This window comes from Brevibacterium sp. FME17, assembly GCF_014897515.1.
Classification (GTDB): domain Bacteria; phylum Actinomycetota; class Actinomycetes; order Actinomycetales; family Brevibacteriaceae; genus Brevibacterium.
On sequence record NZ_JABUYD010000022.1, the window covers coordinates 38,007 to 54,593 of the forward strand.

General features: G+C 62.7%; 15 protein-coding genes and 1 pseudogene. 7 read left to right on the forward strand and 9 right to left on the reverse strand.

The annotated features are described in order from the left end of the window. Nucleotides 1–40 precede the first annotated feature (40 nt). The 4 genes and pseudogenes from INT40_RS16580 to INT40_RS16595 all read right to left on the reverse strand — a co-directional run bounded on the left by INT40_RS16580 (nucleotide 41) and on the right by INT40_RS16595 (nucleotide 5,658). Nucleotides 41–976, reverse strand: coding sequence for a hydroxymethylglutaryl-CoA lyase (locus INT40_RS16580; protein WP_319022015.1), 936 nt, complete (start codon nucleotides 974–976; stop codon nucleotides 41–43). Continuing rightward, a pseudogene (locus INT40_RS16585) lies at nucleotides 973–2,262 on the reverse strand (hydroxymethylglutaryl-CoA reductase, degradative); the annotation flags it as partial. The gene INT40_RS16580 and the pseudogene INT40_RS16585, both read right to left, overlap by 4 nt. A 202-nt stretch (nucleotides 2,263–2,464) precedes the next feature. After that, on the reverse strand, nucleotides 2,465–4,363 hold the full coding sequence (locus INT40_RS16590) for a helix-turn-helix domain-containing protein (RefSeq protein ID WP_193096535.1): 1,899 nt from the start codon (nucleotides 4,361–4,363) through the stop codon (nucleotides 2,465–2,467). A gap of 26 nt (nucleotides 4,364–4,389) precedes the next feature. After that, entirely contained in the window at nucleotides 4,390–5,658 is a 1,269-nt protein-coding gene (locus INT40_RS16595; RefSeq protein WP_101572125.1) for a pyridoxal phosphate-dependent aminotransferase, read from the reverse strand. 183 nt (nucleotides 5,659–5,841) lie between these two features. Between INT40_RS16595 and INT40_RS16600 the strand changes: the two genes are divergently transcribed. Continuing rightward, complete coding sequence (locus INT40_RS16600; RefSeq protein WP_193096536.1) at nucleotides 5,842–6,684, forward strand: ABC transporter ATP-binding protein; 843 nt, start codon at nucleotides 5,842–5,844, stop codon at nucleotides 6,682–6,684. Further along, nucleotides 6,681–7,415 carry an ABC transporter permease gene (locus INT40_RS16605; protein ID WP_193096537.1) on the forward strand — a complete coding sequence of 245 codons (735 nt, stop codon included), beginning with the start codon at nucleotides 6,681–6,683 and terminating at the stop codon, nucleotides 7,413–7,415. The genes INT40_RS16600 and INT40_RS16605 overlap by 4 nt, the downstream gene beginning before the upstream one ends. Nucleotides 7,416–7,450: 35 nt before the next feature. Here INT40_RS16605 and INT40_RS16610 read toward each other — a convergent pair whose 3' ends face one another. After that, nucleotides 7,451–8,005, reverse strand: a complete 555-nt coding sequence (locus INT40_RS16610) for a GNAT family N-acetyltransferase (protein WP_226831558.1) — start codon at nucleotides 8,003–8,005, stop codon at nucleotides 7,451–7,453. Nucleotides 8,006–8,174: 169 nt separating this feature from the next. On the opposite strand from INT40_RS16610, the gene INT40_RS16615 reads away from it, so the two are divergent. The 4 genes from INT40_RS16615 to INT40_RS16630 are packed head-to-tail and all read left to right on the forward strand — an operon-like array spanning nucleotide 8,175 to nucleotide 11,817. Next, nucleotides 8,175–9,194 (forward strand): ABC transporter ATP-binding protein, encoded by a 1,020-nt coding sequence (locus tag INT40_RS16615; protein WP_193096539.1) that lies wholly within the window; start codon nucleotides 8,175–8,177, stop codon nucleotides 9,192–9,194. A gap of 1 nt (nucleotide 9,195) precedes the next feature. Further along, entirely contained in the window at nucleotides 9,196–10,011 is an 816-nt protein-coding gene (locus INT40_RS16620) for an ABC transporter permease (protein ID WP_193072552.1), read from the forward strand. 31 nt (nucleotides 10,012–10,042) lie between these two features. Continuing rightward, nucleotides 10,043–11,215 (forward strand): sensor histidine kinase, encoded by a 1,173-nt coding sequence (locus INT40_RS21255; protein WP_193096540.1) that lies wholly within the window; start codon nucleotides 10,043–10,045, stop codon nucleotides 11,213–11,215. Beyond that, entirely contained in the window at nucleotides 11,212–11,817 is a 606-nt protein-coding gene (locus INT40_RS16630) for a response regulator transcription factor (RefSeq protein WP_193072556.1), read from the forward strand. Before INT40_RS21255 ends, INT40_RS16630 begins: the two co-directional genes overlap by 4 nt. 21 nt (nucleotides 11,818–11,838) lie before the next feature. On the opposite strand, the gene INT40_RS16635 is transcribed toward INT40_RS16630, so the two are convergent. Further along, nucleotides 11,839–13,008 carry an ABC transporter permease gene (locus tag INT40_RS16635; RefSeq protein ID WP_101572109.1) on the reverse strand — a complete coding sequence of 390 codons (1,170 nt, stop codon included), beginning with the start codon at nucleotides 13,006–13,008 and terminating at the stop codon, nucleotides 11,839–11,841. Next, nucleotides 13,005–13,892: an ABC transporter ATP-binding protein gene (locus INT40_RS16640; RefSeq protein ID WP_101572107.1), complete on the reverse strand. Its 888-nt coding sequence runs from the start codon at nucleotides 13,890–13,892 to the stop codon at nucleotides 13,005–13,007. The genes INT40_RS16635 and INT40_RS16640 overlap by 4 nt, the downstream gene beginning before the upstream one ends. 149 nt (nucleotides 13,893–14,041) lie before the next feature. On the opposite strand from INT40_RS16640, the gene INT40_RS16645 reads away from it, so the two are divergent. Further along, a complete protein-coding gene (locus INT40_RS16645; RefSeq protein WP_193096541.1) occupies nucleotides 14,042–14,230 on the forward strand; it encodes a hypothetical protein in 189 nt (62 codons plus the stop codon). Between the two features lie 274 nt (nucleotides 14,231–14,504). Here INT40_RS16645 and INT40_RS16650 read toward each other — a convergent pair whose 3' ends face one another. After that, complete coding sequence (locus INT40_RS16650; RefSeq protein WP_101572104.1) at nucleotides 14,505–15,155, reverse strand: response regulator; 651 nt, start codon at nucleotides 15,153–15,155, stop codon at nucleotides 14,505–14,507. A gap of 3 nt (nucleotides 15,156–15,158) precedes the next feature. Further along, nucleotides 15,159–16,553 (reverse strand): sensor histidine kinase, encoded by a 1,395-nt coding sequence (locus INT40_RS16655; protein ID WP_193096542.1) that lies wholly within the window; start codon nucleotides 16,551–16,553, stop codon nucleotides 15,159–15,161. Nucleotides 16,554–16,587: the final 34 nt, after the last annotated feature.

Below are 16,587 nucleotides of genomic sequence, written 5' to 3' on the forward strand. Positions count from 1 at the left end.
GGGGCTGATTCTGCCCCGGACCGGTCGCGGAACTGTGGTGCTACTGAGTGACGATGGCCGCCGAGGTGGCCGACGCCAGTGGTTTCCCGAGCTGCCTGCTCAGCCATTGGCTCGTCTCCGCGACTGCGCGGATGTCGACTCCGGTCGAAATTCCCAGACCGTCGAGCATCCACACGAGGTCCTCAGTTGCCAGATTTCCGGTCGCTGAGCCTGCGAACGGGCAGCCTCCAACTCCACCGGCAGAGGCGTCGAACTCGCTCACGCCCAACTGGAGAGCAGCGTAGACGTTCGCCAGCGCTTGACCGTAGGTGTTATGGGTGTGCAGTGCGATCGACTCAGCTGGGATGCCGCTTTCGATCAGTGCCTGCAGAACGGCGGCGACGTGACCGGGTGTGGCGGTGCCGATCGTGTCGCCTAACGAGATCGACGAGCAGCCCGCATCAAGCAGCCGCGCAGACGCAGTGACCACACGCTGTGGATCCACCGGGCCTTCCCAGGGGTCGCCGAAGACCATGGACAGATACCCGCGGACCTGCATCCCCGCCGAGGTGGCCGCGGTAGCCACATCAAGGTTGCGTGCCGTGGTCACCTCGAGGCTGTCGCCGAGGTTGGCTCGAGAGAATGATTCCGTGACACTGACGAAGACAGCAATGTCCTTGGCCCCCGCAGCCTGAGCATCGTCGAGCCCGCGTCGGTTGGGGGTGAGGACTGGATAGGAGACGGCAGAGTCGAGGTTGAGCGCATCGAGAACGACTTGGGTGTCCGCCATCTGCGGTACAGCCTTGGGCGACACGAAGCTGCCGGCCTCGATAGTCCTGAGGCCAGAACTGGCCAGTCGGGAGATGAGCTCAACCCGAACCTCGGCGGGCAGGGTGACCGATTCAGCTTGGAGTCCGTCACGAGCACTGACCTCGCAGACCTTGACCTGGGACGGAAGGGTTTCGCGGGTGAAGACCTGTGGGAGTGATTCCATCATTTCTGTGCACCTGAGCGAAGCTCGGCGAGGATGGCTTGCACCCGATCGAAGCGGAAGGCTTTCTCTTCGACGAGCTTCTCCACAATGGTCTTGGCTTCCTCAGCAGTGGCGCCTGCGGAAACGGCAAGATTCTTCGCATGCAGCGACATATGGCCGCGCTGGACTCCTTCGGTTGCGAGAACCCGCAGAGCTGCAAGATTCTGCGCCAGACCGGCTGCGACGATGATCTCAGCCAGATCTTTCGCCGTGCTCACCTCGGCTATCTGGAGTGCGGTGCGGGCTGCGGGGTGAACCTTGGTGGCTCCGCCGACGAGTCCGACAGGCATCGGCATCTCGAGGTTGCCGACGAGGTTGCCCTCAGCATCCTTCTCGAACGTGGACAGTGAGGAGTATCGGCCGTCGACGAGTGCGTGCGAATGGGCTCCGGCCTCCACTGCGCGAGTGTCATTTCCGGTGGCCAAAACGACGGCAGAGATGCCGTTCATGATGCCCTTGTTGTGGGTAGCGGCACGGTACGGATCGGCAGCCGCCAGATCATAGGCGTGGAGGATGTTGTCCACGACCTCTGTGCCGCCGAGGAGCTCCTTATCGAAGACGGCACGTGCACGACTGATGCGCAGATCCGCCTTGTTCGTCAGGATGCGCAGGAGTGCGTCGCCCTCGGCGATTGCCGCGAGGCTGCTCGAGACGGCTTCGGCCATTGTGTTCACTGCGTTCGCACCCATGGCATCACGGACATCGACATGAAGATGGACGACTACATACGTTGCCGATTTCGCCTGAACGAGACGAACGTCGAGGTCCTTGACTCCTCCGCCGACCTCGACGAGCTTCGGATCCTGGGCATTGGCCAGGTCAATGATTTCGGCCTGGCGTTCAAAGATGCGGGACCGAGCGGCATGCGGGTCGGCCACATTGATGAGCTGAATCTGTGCCTGCATGATGGGCTGAGTCGAGCTGGTGAAGAACCCGCCCTGTGGACGTGCCATCCGGGCAGCGTTGCTGGCAGCGGCGATGACAGACGCTTCTTCGGTGGCCATGGGCACGAGGACATCGGTGCCGTTGATCGTAAAGTTGGTGGCAGTTCCCAAGGGCAGTGAGAAGACGCCGAAGACGTTCTCGCTCAGGTTTGCAGCCTGCGCGGGGCCAAACGCAGTCGCATCGATCTGGGCGAACACCTCGGTGTCGAGCCCGGTTGCCTCGGCCACTGCCGTGCGACGGTCATTGACCGACATGTTGCGGAAGCCGGCGATACGACTGTTCTCTGCCATTATGTGTCTCCTGTCGAGTCTTCTTCGATTCTGTGTCTGCCGGGCTGGCTGCCGAACGCGGCGGAGCTGGGCCCGTCAAAACTGCGGCGCGGAGAAAATCCGCGCAGAGTTCAGTCAAGCACTTCATGGATCGATCGCCTATGGCTGTTTTAGCCAGTAATAACTCCAGCTTATAGCGGTTTCAGCCAGGGTAGGTGAGTTGTCTGCTCGGCTGCGTTCAGACGTTGCGCTGGAGCTGGTCCAGCCGGAGCGCGACGTGGAGACGGAACGCGTATTCGGGTGCTCGCCAGTCGTTGTCGAGTACCGTATCGATGCGTTCCAGACGTAGTTTGAGGGTATTGATGTGGATCGAGAGAGCCGAGGCGGTGCGGCTCATGCTATTGCTGTGTTCGAAGTATGTGCGCAACGTGGTGACCAGATCGGCAGATTGCCTCTGGTCCCACTGTCGGAGAGGGCCGAGCATACGCTCCATGAACTGTCCGACGTGTTCTGGAGCTGTGCCGAACATTGCAGTGTAGGGAGCGAAGTCCTCAGCGGAACACACGCCGCTGGAGATCGACAGCGAATTGAGCACCCGCACGCACGACCACAACTCGTCCTCTGCGGTGCGCAGCTGTGCGCGCTGGAAATCGGTGTTGGAGACGACGACGAGACAGTCCCGCAGGACCTCTGAGGCTGTGAGCAGCTCCTTCAACTGCGTCCGGGTTCGATGAGCAGAACGGGGCAGCAGCACAGTCAGCCCTGGCGAGCGCTGGGTCATGAGAATCCGCGGCTCGATCCGAGCCAGAAGCGAGCCGATACGGTCGAAGTCATTGGGGCCGGCTTGGACCACCATCAGCTGCCAGGGGCCGAGTAGGGTGAAGTTGCTGGAGCGCGCTCGCGCTCGCAGCTCGTCGAGATTTCTGGTGTCGGCGATCAAATCGACGGCTAGCTCGCCGCGCACACGGTTCTCGGCGTCAGCACGTGACTGCTCGTTCATCTGGATCAGGGCCAGGGACTGCGCCGCCTGAGCGACGATGCTGTGGTCACCGTCCTTCGGAGCGCTGTGGAAGCGCACAAACAGTCCGCTGTGCTGACGCTTATTCGATGCCACCGAGGCGGCGATGAGTCGCTCATCGTCAGAGATCTGGGCACTTCGCCCGGTGTGACGGCTGGTGGCCAGAGCCGCAAGAATATCTTCTCGGCTCACGCCGCTCTGGCCGAGGAAATCGTCGTCTGTTGGGAACTCGGGGGAGTCGAGGCGCCAACTGTTCACGGTAAGGGCCTCTGCGTGGAGAGTTTCGGAGATGACGTTCGTAACCGATGTTGTGCCATGGCCCTGCAGCACCAGCTGGGTGAGCTGCTCTTCCACTTCAACGAGGCGTTGCAAGGTCTTCGCCTTCGCTGCTGCCAGGTCCTCTGAGGCTGCTGAGAGGGCCGCCGCATCGGCGAGTTCGCCCATCAGCCGTGCGGTCTTGAGGATTACTGAGGCGTGGTCTGCCAACGCAGAGAGCAGAGTGATCTCATCCGCTCCGAAGTCGTGAGGATAGCGGTTCGCCGCAAACAGGGCACCGAGCACTTCGCCGTCGACGACCATGGGCACACCGAGAAGCGAATCCATGCCTTCGGCCTTGACAGCGGAGTCGACGCGCCGCTCGTGCGGTAGCTGAGTCAGGTCGTAGTCCGATGTCCAGTGGGCAGCTCGGTCGCGGACTACACGGCCTGCGAGCCCGACTCCAGGTGGTACTCGGAGTGCTGGGAGCTGGAGCGAAATAGCGCCCCGGCTGGCTCGAACGTTGAGCTCGTCGGTATCGGGGTTGTACTCCGAGAGGTAGGCGATGTCGCAACCGATCAGAGACTTGGCCCTGTCGACAAGCTTCTGCAGAAGACGCTTCGTGTCCCTGACTTGGATTAGTTCCGAGGCGCTTTCGAGCAGAGCTGCGCGTTCCTGGTCCTTCTGTCTCCAGCGGAGCATGGTGGTGGACAGATCGAGAAGCGAGTCGACGAGGGCCGACTGCCGCCCGAGCTGTGCTTCTAGCGAGCCGCGATCGACGGGATTGCCCCGCGCGATCAGACTGACTGCCTGTACGACGGACTCCGCCGCTACTTTCTCTGGCCCCGCTGTGCGCTCCGTCATGGGGTCATTATCTCAGCCCTGACGACTCACCCTGCAGCGGGTGACATCTCCTTGACGGTCGGAAGTTCGCAGGTGCTGCTCGCCTGTTGCTTGTATCCGGAGAGGAACTCGCCGAGGCGGTTGATCGACTCGTCCAGGACCTCAACCGAGGGCAGAGTGACGAGCCGGAAATGATCGGGACTCGACCAGTTGAAGGCGGTGCCATGGGAGACGAGGATCTTCTGTTCACGCAGCAGGTCGAGTGCGAACTGTTCGTCATCGACGATGTCGAACTTCTCGACGTCGAGCTTCGCGAACATGTAGAGAGCACCGCTGGCCCGATGCGCGGACACGCCCTCGATGGAGTTCAACCCCTCGTGGGCGAGATTCATCTGCGCACCGAGTCGGCCCTGGGGCAAAACAAGGTCTTCGATCGACTGCTTTCCACCCAGTGCCGCCTGGATCGCGTGCTGGGCCGGAACGTTCGCGCACATGCGCATATTGGCTAGGAGCTTGATCCCCTCAAGGTAGCTCTTCGCTTCAGACAGTGGTCCGGTGATGGCCAGCCAGCCGGCGCGGTAGCCGGCGATCCGGTAGGCCTTCGACAGGCCCGAATAGGTCAGGCACAGCACATCGTCGCCGGTGAGAGTAGCCATATTGACCATCTCGACATCGTCGTAGGTGATCTTCTCGTAGATCTCATCGGCGAAGATGATGAGGTTGTGGCGACGTGCGATGTCGACGATCTTCTTTAGGGTTTCGCGTGAGTAGACCGCACCGGTGGGATTGTTCGGGTTGATGACGACGATGCCGCGGGTGCTCTCGGTGATCTTCGATTCGAGATCTTCGAGGTCAGGTTGCCAGGCGGTGGCCTCGTCGCACAGGTAGTGCTTGGGTGTGCCGCCGGAGAGGGCGACCGATGCCGTCCACAGGGGGTAGTCCGGGCTGGGGACGAGGATTTCGTCGCCGGGGTTGCACAGTGCCTGCAGGGACAGGGTGATGAGTTCGCTGACTCCATTGCCCAGGAACACCTCGGAGGTATCGAGATTGTGGATGCCGTGAGTCTCGTAATACTGGACCACGGCCCGGCGTCCGGAGAGGATTCCGCGTGAATCGGAATAGCCCTGAGCGAGCGGAAGCTGCTTGACCATGTCGTGCACGATCGCCTCGGGGGCTTCGAATCCGAAGGGTGCAGGGTTGCCGATGTTGAGCTTGAGAATGGTGTGGCCCTTGGCCTCCATCGCCTCGGCCTCTTCGAGGACTGGTCCCCGAATGTCATAGAGGACGTTGGCCAATTTCGACGACTGCCTGTACATGGGAACCGTGAGAACCTTTCGATACGACGTTTGCTATCTCCACGTTATGACCCTCGCCGAGGTGGTTCTGACCAATCAGAGGCCCGTTTCGTGAACCTTTGCCCGGGACTGCGGACCGTTATGCAGACCTTTGGCAGGCTAAGTCACTTGACGTGTCCGATCATCGGGGGTCTGATTCGCAGTATGACAAACATTGCGATCCAGACGCGAAGTCTGCGGATCCGCCGAGGTTCCAGCATCGTGATCGACGGGCTCGACCTTGATGTCCCGCGCAGCGCGATCGTTGGCCTGCTGGGTCCCAGCGGCAGCGGGAAGACGACGCTCATGCGGGCGATCGTCGGCGTCCAGGCGGTCAAAGGCGGCACGGTCAGCGTGCTGGGACAGCCTGCGGGAACGGCATCTCTGCGGCACCGGGTCGGCTATATGACGCAGCTGGCAAGCATCTACGAAGATCTCTCGGTACGGCAGAACCTGCGCTACTTCGCACGCGGCCAGGGGGCACCGAAGTCCGATGTCGATCGGGTCATCGACCGCACCGACCTCGGCGGGCAGGCCGATCAACTGGCCAGAACGCTGTCGGGTGGTCAGGCGAATCGAGTGTCGTTGGCGGCCGCGATGCTCGGGTCTCCCGATGTGCTCGTCCTCGACGAGCCGACGGTCGGCCTCGATCCCGTGCTGAGGTCTGATCTCTGGAACATCTTCCGCAGCCTCGCCGACGAGGGAACGACGTTGCTGGTCTCGAGCCACGTCATGGACGAGGCCACGCGGTGTGATCGGCTGCTTCTCATGCGTGAGGGGCAGGTGATCGCGGACACGACACCGAGCGAACTGCTGGAGACCACAGGGGCGGCGACCGCGGAGGAGGCCTTCCTCTCCATCATCACGTCCGATTCCACCGGGTCGTCGTTCCCACGGAAGCGGGCTGGAAAGAGAGCCGGGCGGAAGGCGAGGGCCGGAGCGCGGACGATTCTGACCTCCGGCTCGGGGGCGATGCCCGGCAAGGGGCGTACGAGGCGTGCGCAGTGAGTCCGATGCGAACGCTGGCCACGGCGGGCCGCGTCCTCCTGCAGATCCGCAATGATCCGCGTACGATTGCGCTGCTGCTTGTCGTGCCCAGCCTCCTCATCGGGCTTGTGGCATGGATCTTCGACGAGACGCAGGTCTTCGATCGGATCGGACCCGCGATGCTTGCGCTCTTCCCCTTCGTGGTCATGTTCCTCGTCACGAGTATCGCCACTCTGCGCGAACGTCGCAGCGGAACGCTGGAGAGACTGCTGTCGATGCCGATGGGTCGCGGCGATGTCATCCTCGGCTACACGCTGGCGTTCGGTCTTCTCGCCGTCGTCCAGACTGCGATCGCGGTGGGCTATGCCACGTGGGTGTGCGGACTCAAGATAGAGGAGTCGGTGCTCCTGCTCTTCGCCGTCGCCATTGCCGATGCCCTCCTCGGTACGGCTTTGGGACTGCTGGCCAGTGCCTTTGCTCGCACCGAGTTCCAGGTTGTGCAATTCATGCCGGTCTTCGTCTTCCCACAGATTCTGCTCGGCGGAATCTTCCTGCCTCGCGATCAGCTGCCAGGTGTGCTCGAGGCGATCGGTGACTGGATGCCGCTCTCCCATGCGATCGATGCGCTGACGGCGGTGTCGACGGGCAACGAGGATGCCGCGTACATCTGGCTGCGCATCCTCTTCATCGGCTGCTGGGTCATCGGTGCCATCATCGTCGGTTCGCTGACTCTGCGTCGGCGGACGCCGTAGGACGCACACGGTCAGACACGTACGCTCTCTGAAGCTCAGGCCTGCTGCCGGTCGCTGTGCAGAATTCCGTAGACGAGGGTGTCCGTCCACTCGCCTTTTGACCACCAGTCCTGGCGCAGGTGTGCCTCCTGCCGCATGCCGATTCGCTCGGCCAGCTTCGCCGAGGCGGTGTTCCGGGCATCCATCTGTGCAACGACCCGATTGAGTCGGTAGTGGTCGAAGGCGATATTGAGCACGGCAGTGGCCGCTTCCGAGGCGAAGCCATGGCCACCGGCCGCCGGATTGAGGACCCAACCAATCTCGGCCTTCTCTGACGATTCGCCGTTGAGCCAGATTCCGAGGTCGCCGATGATGATAGATCCTTCGATATCGTCGAGGCCATCCTTGGTCTCAATGACCAGCGAGAGCGCACGTGACTCGGTGCTCAAACCGGTCTTCGGAATGCGCTTGGAGATCTCGGTCCGTGACTCCTCGGCGGTCCAGGGATCGCAGAGGAGGAATCGCGCGACATCCTCACGAGAGTACATGGGCAGCAGAGCCTCGGCATCGGATTCTCGATAGGCACGCAGAATGAGTCGATCGGTGGTCAACGGCAGAGACGGCTCCTGCGGATTCATATGGATAACGCAATCACGAGACCCGGATGTGCGCAAGGGGTGGAGCCAGCTGTTCCGTCCTGTTGAGAAGGAGAGTTACAACCTCGAATATCGGTGACAAATGGCATCATCAGCCGCGCCCGTATCTTCCTAATCTGAAGTCATGAGTACACAGACGACTAATGAGACGACCAATCCACCCAGGCGAACCGAGCAGGCAGCCATGCCTCCGGCTGTGACCCTTGACCATCTGACGAAGAGCTTCGGCGACCTCAAGGCCGTCGACGACATCGACCTGCGCATCCGGCCTGGTGAGGTCGTGGCCTTCCTCGGCCCCAACGGCGCAGGCAAGACCACGACCGTCGATATGCTCCTCGGGCTCTCCCGACCCGATGAGGGATCGGTTGAGATCTTCGGCATGCCACCCCGGCGAGCAGTCAGTCGTGGACTGGTCAGCTCGGTGATGCAGACAGGGGGGCTCCTCGATGACCTCACGGTGCGCGAAACGGTGGAATACACCTCGGCGGTCTTCGCCTCCTCACTCGACGTCGATGTCGTCCTCAAGCGGGCCGGCATCAGCGGCATCGCGAACTCTGTCGTCAAGAAGTGCTCGGGCGGGCAGAAGCAGAGGCTGCGCTTCGCCATGGCTCTCCTGCCGGACCCTGCTCTGATCGTCCTCGACGAACCCACCACAGGCATGGACGTCACCGGGCGCCGAGATTTCTGGCACGAGATGCGCGCCGACGCCCTGCACGGGAAGACGATCCTCTTCGCCACCCACTACCTCGAAGAAGCCGACGAATTCGCAGACAGAGTCATCCTCGTCTCGAGTGGTCGCATCGTCGCCGATGGTCCCGCTCATGAGATCCGGGCCATGGCCTCGGCAAAGACGGTCAGCGCCACTCTTCCCGCTTCGGGTGCGGATGACCTCATCACGTTGCTTCGTGGCCTGGCCGGAGTCGAATCCGTCGATGTGCAGGGACGGCGTCTGAAGATGCGAACTACGGACTCGGATTCCGCCGCACGCACAATGTTCGATCATGCCTGCACCGAATTGGAGATCACCTCCCACTCGCTCGAAGACGCCTTCATCAACCTCACCTCAAGCAACGGACCCACCCCGAACGGACCCACCCCGAACGGGCCCACATCGAACGGCACTCCGACCTCGAAAGGGGCATGACATGACCACCTCGAGAGCTAACCCGGCGACTGCCTCGGCGGCGGAATTCCTCGAATCTCTTGACGCACGCAGACCACCGCGACTGGGCGGATTCTCCTCGACACTGGTGCGGCTCGAGCTTCTGCGCAAGCTGCGCAACCGACGCACCCTCATCTTCACTATGATCATGCCCGCGGTCTTCTACCTCATCTTCGGACTGACCAACCGCGGTCAGATGCTGGGCAACACGGACGCGGCCCTCTACATCTCCGTGTCCCTGGCGACCTACGGTGCGATGGTGGCCACAACCACCGGCGGCGCCCAGGTAGCCGTGGAACGGGCATTGGGCTGGAGCCGCCAATTGGCACTGACCCCGTTGCATCCAGCGACCTACATCCTCACCAAGGTGCTTGTCTCGATGGTCCTGGGTGCTGTGTCCGTCATCGTCGTCTTCGGGCTCACCGCGATCACCGGAGTCCACGCGCCTCTGGGCACCGTGGTCGCCTGCGGCCTCCTCGTCGTCCTCACGTCTTCAGTGTTTGCAGCCTTCGGCGTCATGCTCGGCTATCTGCTGCCCGCCGAGAACGCGATCCAGATCTCCAGCATGGTCCTCGGCATCTTCTCCCTCATCGGCGGACTCTTCGTTCCCCTCGCCGTGTGGCCCCACGCTCTGCAGACGATCGCCCGCTTCACTCCCGCCTACGGGGCGGGAGAAATCGCCCGCGCACCGCTCGGCGGGGGTTACGATCAGTGGGCAGTGGTCAATATCCTCGTGTGGTTGGCTGTCTTCATCGCCGGTTCGGCTTGGGCGCTGCGCAAAGACACCACCAGGGTGTGAGGGAAATCAGCAGCGAAGGAGGGGAGCCGCAGTGACCTCAGAATCACCAGTGCGGCTTCCCTTCATCAGGTGGTTCTTCCCCGCCATCTGGATGGTCTTCCTCGTCTACCCGCTGACCGCGGCATGGAATCAGACCGGTGCCGTCCGGTATTGGGGTGTGGGCCTGACGATCCTCTTCGCAGCGGTGTTCTACCTGGCCATGTGGGTCAGCGGGCTCGGCCTCGGTAACCTGTCCCGGGACACGGGCCCCGGTGCTGCGAACGCATGGCAGCGGGGATCACGGGGCCCCGTTGGTCGCAGACGCCTTCCGGTCATCCTCTGCCTCGTCGCGATGATCGGCATCGGCCTCATCGTCACGAAGCTCATCGGTGAGGAGGGACTGTCGTTCCTCGCCTACGTCTCGGTCATCCTCGTCGTCGTGGTCCGGAGGGTGGTTCCGGGAATCATCGTGGCCTGCCTGACGCTCATCGCCGCCGAGGTGGCTCAGCGTCTCGTACCCGGTTGGACCCACGACTACTCCGCCACCTTCGGCATCTCGATCTCGAGCTTCGCAATGGTCATGGCCATCATGGCCGGCGATCGAGCACGTGCGGCGCGTGCGGCTGAGGAGGAGAACCGCCGACTTGAACACGAGGCCGAACGGCTGCGGGTGTCCCGAGACGTCCACGACGTCCTCGGCCATTCTTTGACTGTCATCGCACTCAAAGCCCAGTTGGCCACGAAACTGCAAGCCGCTGGAGCTCCCGAGGCGGCGAAGCACATCAGCGAGATCGAGGAATTGGCGCGCGGTGCCCTGGCCGATGTGCGCACCACGGTGCAGGGAACGCGGTCTATCTCCCTGGCAGAGGAGCTCGTCGCAGCCTCCCGAGCGCTGCGCGCCGCTGAGATCGAGGTCGAGGCGCCCACTTCGGTCGACAACGCCGATGTGAAGCTGCGTGAACTCTTCGCTTGGAGTGTGCGCGAGGGCAGCACCAATGTTCTCCGCCACTCCCACGCCAGACACTGCACGATCACCATCGAACCCGATCGGCTGACGATCCGAAACGATTCCTCAGGCGAACGCACCGACCTCGCCGAGGTGGGTGCCGGTTCCGGTCTGCGTGGCCTGAGCGAGCGGGCGAAGTCTGTGGGCGCCGTGGTCACGACTGAGAAGACCGACGACGGATTCGTCCTGACCGTCGAACGGCAGGAGGCACTCGCATGACGACGCTGCTCGTCGCCGATGACCAGACCATGGTCCGGGAGGCGCTCGCCGCTCTGCTCGGAATGGAATCCGACTTCGAGGTGATCGCCCAATGCGCCCGCGGTGATGAGGTGCTGCCCGCGATTCGTCGCCGTCCACCAGATGTGGCGCTGCTCGACGTCGATATGCCCAGCCCAGACGGGCTTGAGGTCGCAGCCGTACTGGCAGAAGAGTTTCCCCAGGTCAAGGTCGTCATCGTCACGACCTACGGGCGACCGGGGTGGGTGAAACGCGCGATCGACGTCGGCGTGAGCGGATTCATGGTCAAGGACGCACCGGTCGACCGCCTCGCCGAGGGGATCCGCCGAGTGATGGCAGGCCTCCAGGTCATCGACCCCGAACTCGTCGTCGAATCCACCGTTCACGGGCGCTCGCCGCTGACAGAGCGGGAGACCGAGGTCCTCCGTGCCGCAGCAGGCGGTGGCAGTGTCGGCGAGATCGCCTCAGCGCTGTTCATCTCCTCCGGCACCGTGCGCAATCGGCTGTCGGCAGGTATCGGCAAGACCGCCGCCCGCAACCGAGCCGACGCCGTGCGCATCGCCCGCGACAACGGCTGGTTGTAGAAACTCAGCGCTTCGACTGGTTCACTTCTTCGTACGACTCAGTGCTTGCTTCCACGACACCTTCGGGCCCGACTGCAGGATGGATCGTTCGAAGATCCGGGTCGCCAACAGGAGAGCCAAGATCGTGGTCACCGCGAGGATGAGCAGCGAGACCAACGGCTCCCACCATTCGATCGTGCCGAGGAAGACGCGCATCGGGACCGCAACCGCTGCGGAGAACGGAATGTAGGACATCACCGCCATCACAGTTTCGTTGGACGAGAAGAGGATGACCGCCATATAGGGCAGGAAGATGAGCATCATGATCGGGCTGCTCGTCGAGCCGAGATCTTCCGTCCGAGAGACCATCGATGCGGCCGCGGCGTAGAGAGAGGCGATCATGACGAAGCCGACGATGAAGAGCGGGATGAACCAGGCGATCGGCTCCGTGACCTTGCCGAGCACCAGGTCGTTTCCGCTGATGGCGGCGCCGACGAGGACGGAGAGCGCGGTCAGGCCGATCTGTGCGAAGGCGAGGATGGAACACGCAAGTACCTTGCCGAACATCAGCACCTTCGCCGAGGTGGAGGCGAGCAGGATCTCCACGATCCGGGACTGCTTCTCCTCCACCACAGAGGAGGCGATGGTCGTTCCGAAGGTCACCGCCGACATGAAGAAGACGAGCCCAAGGCCCAGCCCGATCATGTAGGTCAGTCCCGGGTCCGGGGCATCGGGGTCGAGGAGTTCGACGGTCGGGACCTGGCTGAGCTCGCCGGTCAGCGACTCGGGTGCGGAGCGTTCGGCGATGACGGTGACGCCGACAGGGGACGCAGGGTCGTCGACGACCGCGGCCGCGACCTCCTCGGAGGTCACCAGTGCCTTCGCCTCATCCGCACTGTCGACGGAGACGAGTTCGATCCCATCGATTCCCTCTACTGCCTTCGCCCCCGCCGAGGTGACCGCCACCTTGTCCGTGGAAGAGAACAGTGAAGGCAGCGAACCCGATACCGCCACGAGTGCGCCGAAGAGGACGATGCTCAGCAAGGTGGAGATCATGAAGGCCCTCGACTTGATGCGCACCATGATTTCGCGTTCGATGACGAGACCGATGGCGGTGGTGAAGCTTGCACGTTGAGTCTGCGCTGTCGTTGCCAGTCCCGACTTCTTGGGGGTGCTCGTTTCGGAAGAGTTCGAATCCTGTTGGATGCTCATGCCTGCGTGACCTCCTGGAAGAGTCGGTTGAGGGCAACGGTGTGGGGAGTGAAGGACTTCACTGAGGACACGGCGATGGCACGGTGCAGGACCGCCTCGGCGATATCCGGATTCGGTGCGGCGAAGCGCACCCAGTTCCCGTCGAATTCGACGACGGTGATTTCGGGGATATCGCGCACCCATCCCATATCCGCATCGGTCTGCAGAATCCACTCGGGGGTGCTGCGCTGACTGCGCAGCTCATCGGCGGTGCCGCCCGCAACAAGCCGGCCGCCGTCGATGATGACGAGGTCATCGACAAGGCGTTCGACCAAGTCGAGCTGATGGCTGGAGAAGAGGACGGGAGCTCCGGTGTCGGCGAAATCCTTGAGGACCTCAAGGGTGCGTTCGACGGCGACCGGGTCGAGACCGGAGAAGGGCTCGTCGAGGACGAGGGCACGCGGGCGGTGGATGAGCGCGGCGGCGATCTGCACCTTCTGCTGGTTGCCCAGGCTCACGGCCTCGAGGTTGTCGCTGGGTTCGCCATTGAGGTCGAGCTGCTCGAGGAGTTCAAGTCCGCGGCGACGTGCGGAGTGACGGCTGAGTCCGTGGAAGCGGGCGAGGTAGATAAGCTGATCGATGATCGGCATCTTCGGGTAGAGGCCGCGCTCCTCTGGCATGTAGCCGATCGCACTGCGGTGTGCGGGAGTGATGGGCTCGCCATCGACGGTGATGCGGCCGGAGTCCGAGGCGAGCACACCGAGGATGATGCGCATGGTCGTCGTCTTGCCGGAGCCGTTCGAACCGACGAACCCGGTCATCCGACCCGAGCCGATGGAGAAGCTCAGGTCGTGGAGAACCTGTTTGTCGCCGAAGCTGCGCGAAATAGAGTCCAAGGTGATCATGGTTCAAATCTATTCGGCGTCGACGTGCTCCGCCTCAGCCGAGCGGACTATTTCCTACTCACCGGTGTGGGGGAGGGAAGCGGTCGAGTGGCCGCTGAGTCATTGAACGCACAACTACTCGCGACAGTGAACGGTGGCCGAGGGGCGGAGTGCCGACGCTGGCGTGGGGGCAGCACCGTGGAACTCTGTGCGGAGACTCCTTCGCCCCGGGCTACGACGTCGAGGGCACCGTCGCCGGTGAGACAGACCACGACGGCGGAGCGACCGGCACGGAGGCAGTCGAAGACCTGCGCCGCTTCTTGACTGCGGGTCGGCGCCTTGTTCGCAGGCGGTCATAGACGCGGTCATAGACGGGGTCGAACGGGGAGCTGATATCCGTGCTGCACATGCTGATGCAAACTTTCCGTCCAGCAGCGAACCGGTGCCGGAGGTGCGCTGGATCGGCCGTGCTGGGGATCAATCGTGCGGGGAGTTTCGGGGGAGTGGACTATGCAATGGTGAGACGATTCCACAATCTGAAATCATGTTGCACCCGTTGTCGGAGAATCGATATTCAGTTGACTGGGCCTCACACTTGACCAGTATTCGGCGAAGGCAGGAGGCCAGGCGTGCTCAATTCCCGACGAGCCCGTTCTCATAGGCGAAGATGACGACATGGATGCGGTCGCGGATGTCGAGCTTGGTCAGCAGGTTGGACACATGCGTCTTGACGGTTGCTTCGCCGACGAAGAGCGTGCCTGCGATTTCGGAATTGCTCAGTCCCTTGGCAACGAGGTGGAGGACCTCGAGCTCCCGGTCGGTGAGCAGGTCGAGCTCGGGGGCCTTGGCAATTGTGGTCTCGGGGCTGCGGACGGAACGTTCGATGACACGACGGGTCACCTCGGGGGACAGGAGACCATCGCCGTTGGCCAGTGCAGTGACCGCGTCGATGAGCTGCTCCGCCTCGGCGGTCTTGAGCAGAAACCCGCTGGCGCCTGCTGCCAAAGCCTCGAACAGGAAGTCGTCACGGTCGAAGGTGGTGAGCATGAGGACAGCACCGGCCGCTCCCCGACGTACGATCTCCGCGGTGGATTCGAGTCCGTCCATGACGGGCATCTGGACGTCCATGCAGATCACGTCTGGAGCGAGATCGAGTGCGCGGTCGATCGCGACTTGGCCGTTCTCTGCTTCGCCGGCGACCACGATGCCGTCCTCGCTCTCGAGGATCGTGCGGAAACCGGTGCGGACCATCGACTGGTCGTCGACGAGGAGGACTCGGATCACGGTTCAGGCCTTTGCGGTGGGGATCATGGTGGAGGAAGCAGCAGTCCTCGAAGTGGCGGGCGAATCGGTGGTGGGAGTCGTGGTGGTGGGGAGATCGCCGGTGTCAGCCTTCGGTGCTGCATCCTCGGCGTCCGCGACATTCCGAGGGTAGGGAATCTGTGCCCGCACCAACCAGCCGCCACGGGACTTGGGGCCCGCTTCCAGAGTGCCGCCCAAAGCGCTCATCCGTTCGCGCATGCCGACGATGCCCAAGCCCAACCCTGGCTGCTTCACTGGTGATTCGGGCTCCCGATGCGGTTCCTCGCGAAGTGCACCGGGGGACCGGGAGTCACTGATCTCGACTTCGAGCTTGGTGGTGCCGTACCGCAAGCGGACATCCACCTCGGCGTGCGATCCTGCATAACGGCGGCAATTTGTCAGAGATTCCTGGATCACACGGTAGATCGACATCTCGGTGATCGGCGTCAGCGCTCGCGGTCGACCGATGGTGTGAAACTCGATCTGCTGTCCCGAACGATGTGAAGCGTCGATGAGCTCAGGAACATCGCCGAGGCCGGGGTTGCCCTTCGCACTGTCTTCACTGGTGGTGACATCGTCGGTGTCCCGGAGCGTGTACACGAGCGCGCGCAGTTCGTCGACGGTTTCTCGGGTAGAGGATTCGATGGTTTTGAGGGACTCGCGCGCTTTGTCGGGGTTCTTCTCGAGACTGCGGCGGGCTGCAGCAGCGTGGATGCCGACGCCGGTGATGTGGTGGGCGATGCCGTCATGGAGTTCACGAGCGATGCGTACCCGCTCCAGGTCGAGTGCCTGGCGCGTCAGCTGCTGCTCCTGGGAGCGAACCTCCGCATTGGCGCTACGCAGTTCGTTGAAAAGGTTCCTTTGGCTCCAGGCACGGTTGCCGAAGAGCCAGGCCCCGCCGAAGAAGGCGATGTTGATGAGGAATGAGACCGCTGAGGCGGCAGCGAACTGAAGCACCGTCATGTCTCCGATCGCCTTGAACTGCACGCCCGTCGACACCAGCAGGTAGACGAAAATCCCTGCGCAGAGGAGAAGCCGCGAGATGAAAGCCGTTTTGCGGTTGCCCTGCCAAGCGCCGACCGAGTACACCCCCATGAATACGATGATTTGGGTGACCCCGGGTTCCATGATCGAGAGGACCTGCGCCGTGACGAAGACAGCGGTCTGAATCCATGCCATCTGGCTGGGATAACGTCGACGCCAGATGAGCGGCAAGGTGACGAGGATCGACATCAGGCAGATCAACCACAAGGGCCCCTTGAACGGCCAATACGACGTCGTGTTGTAGAGCACCGCGAAGACGACTGAGGCCGCGGCCAGGGCAAGCACCAGATATACGTCGCCGCGCGTATGTCTCAGCGATGTCGGGTTCTCTTCCATCCCTCCAGCTTAGACAGTCTGAAGTTCGTCCACA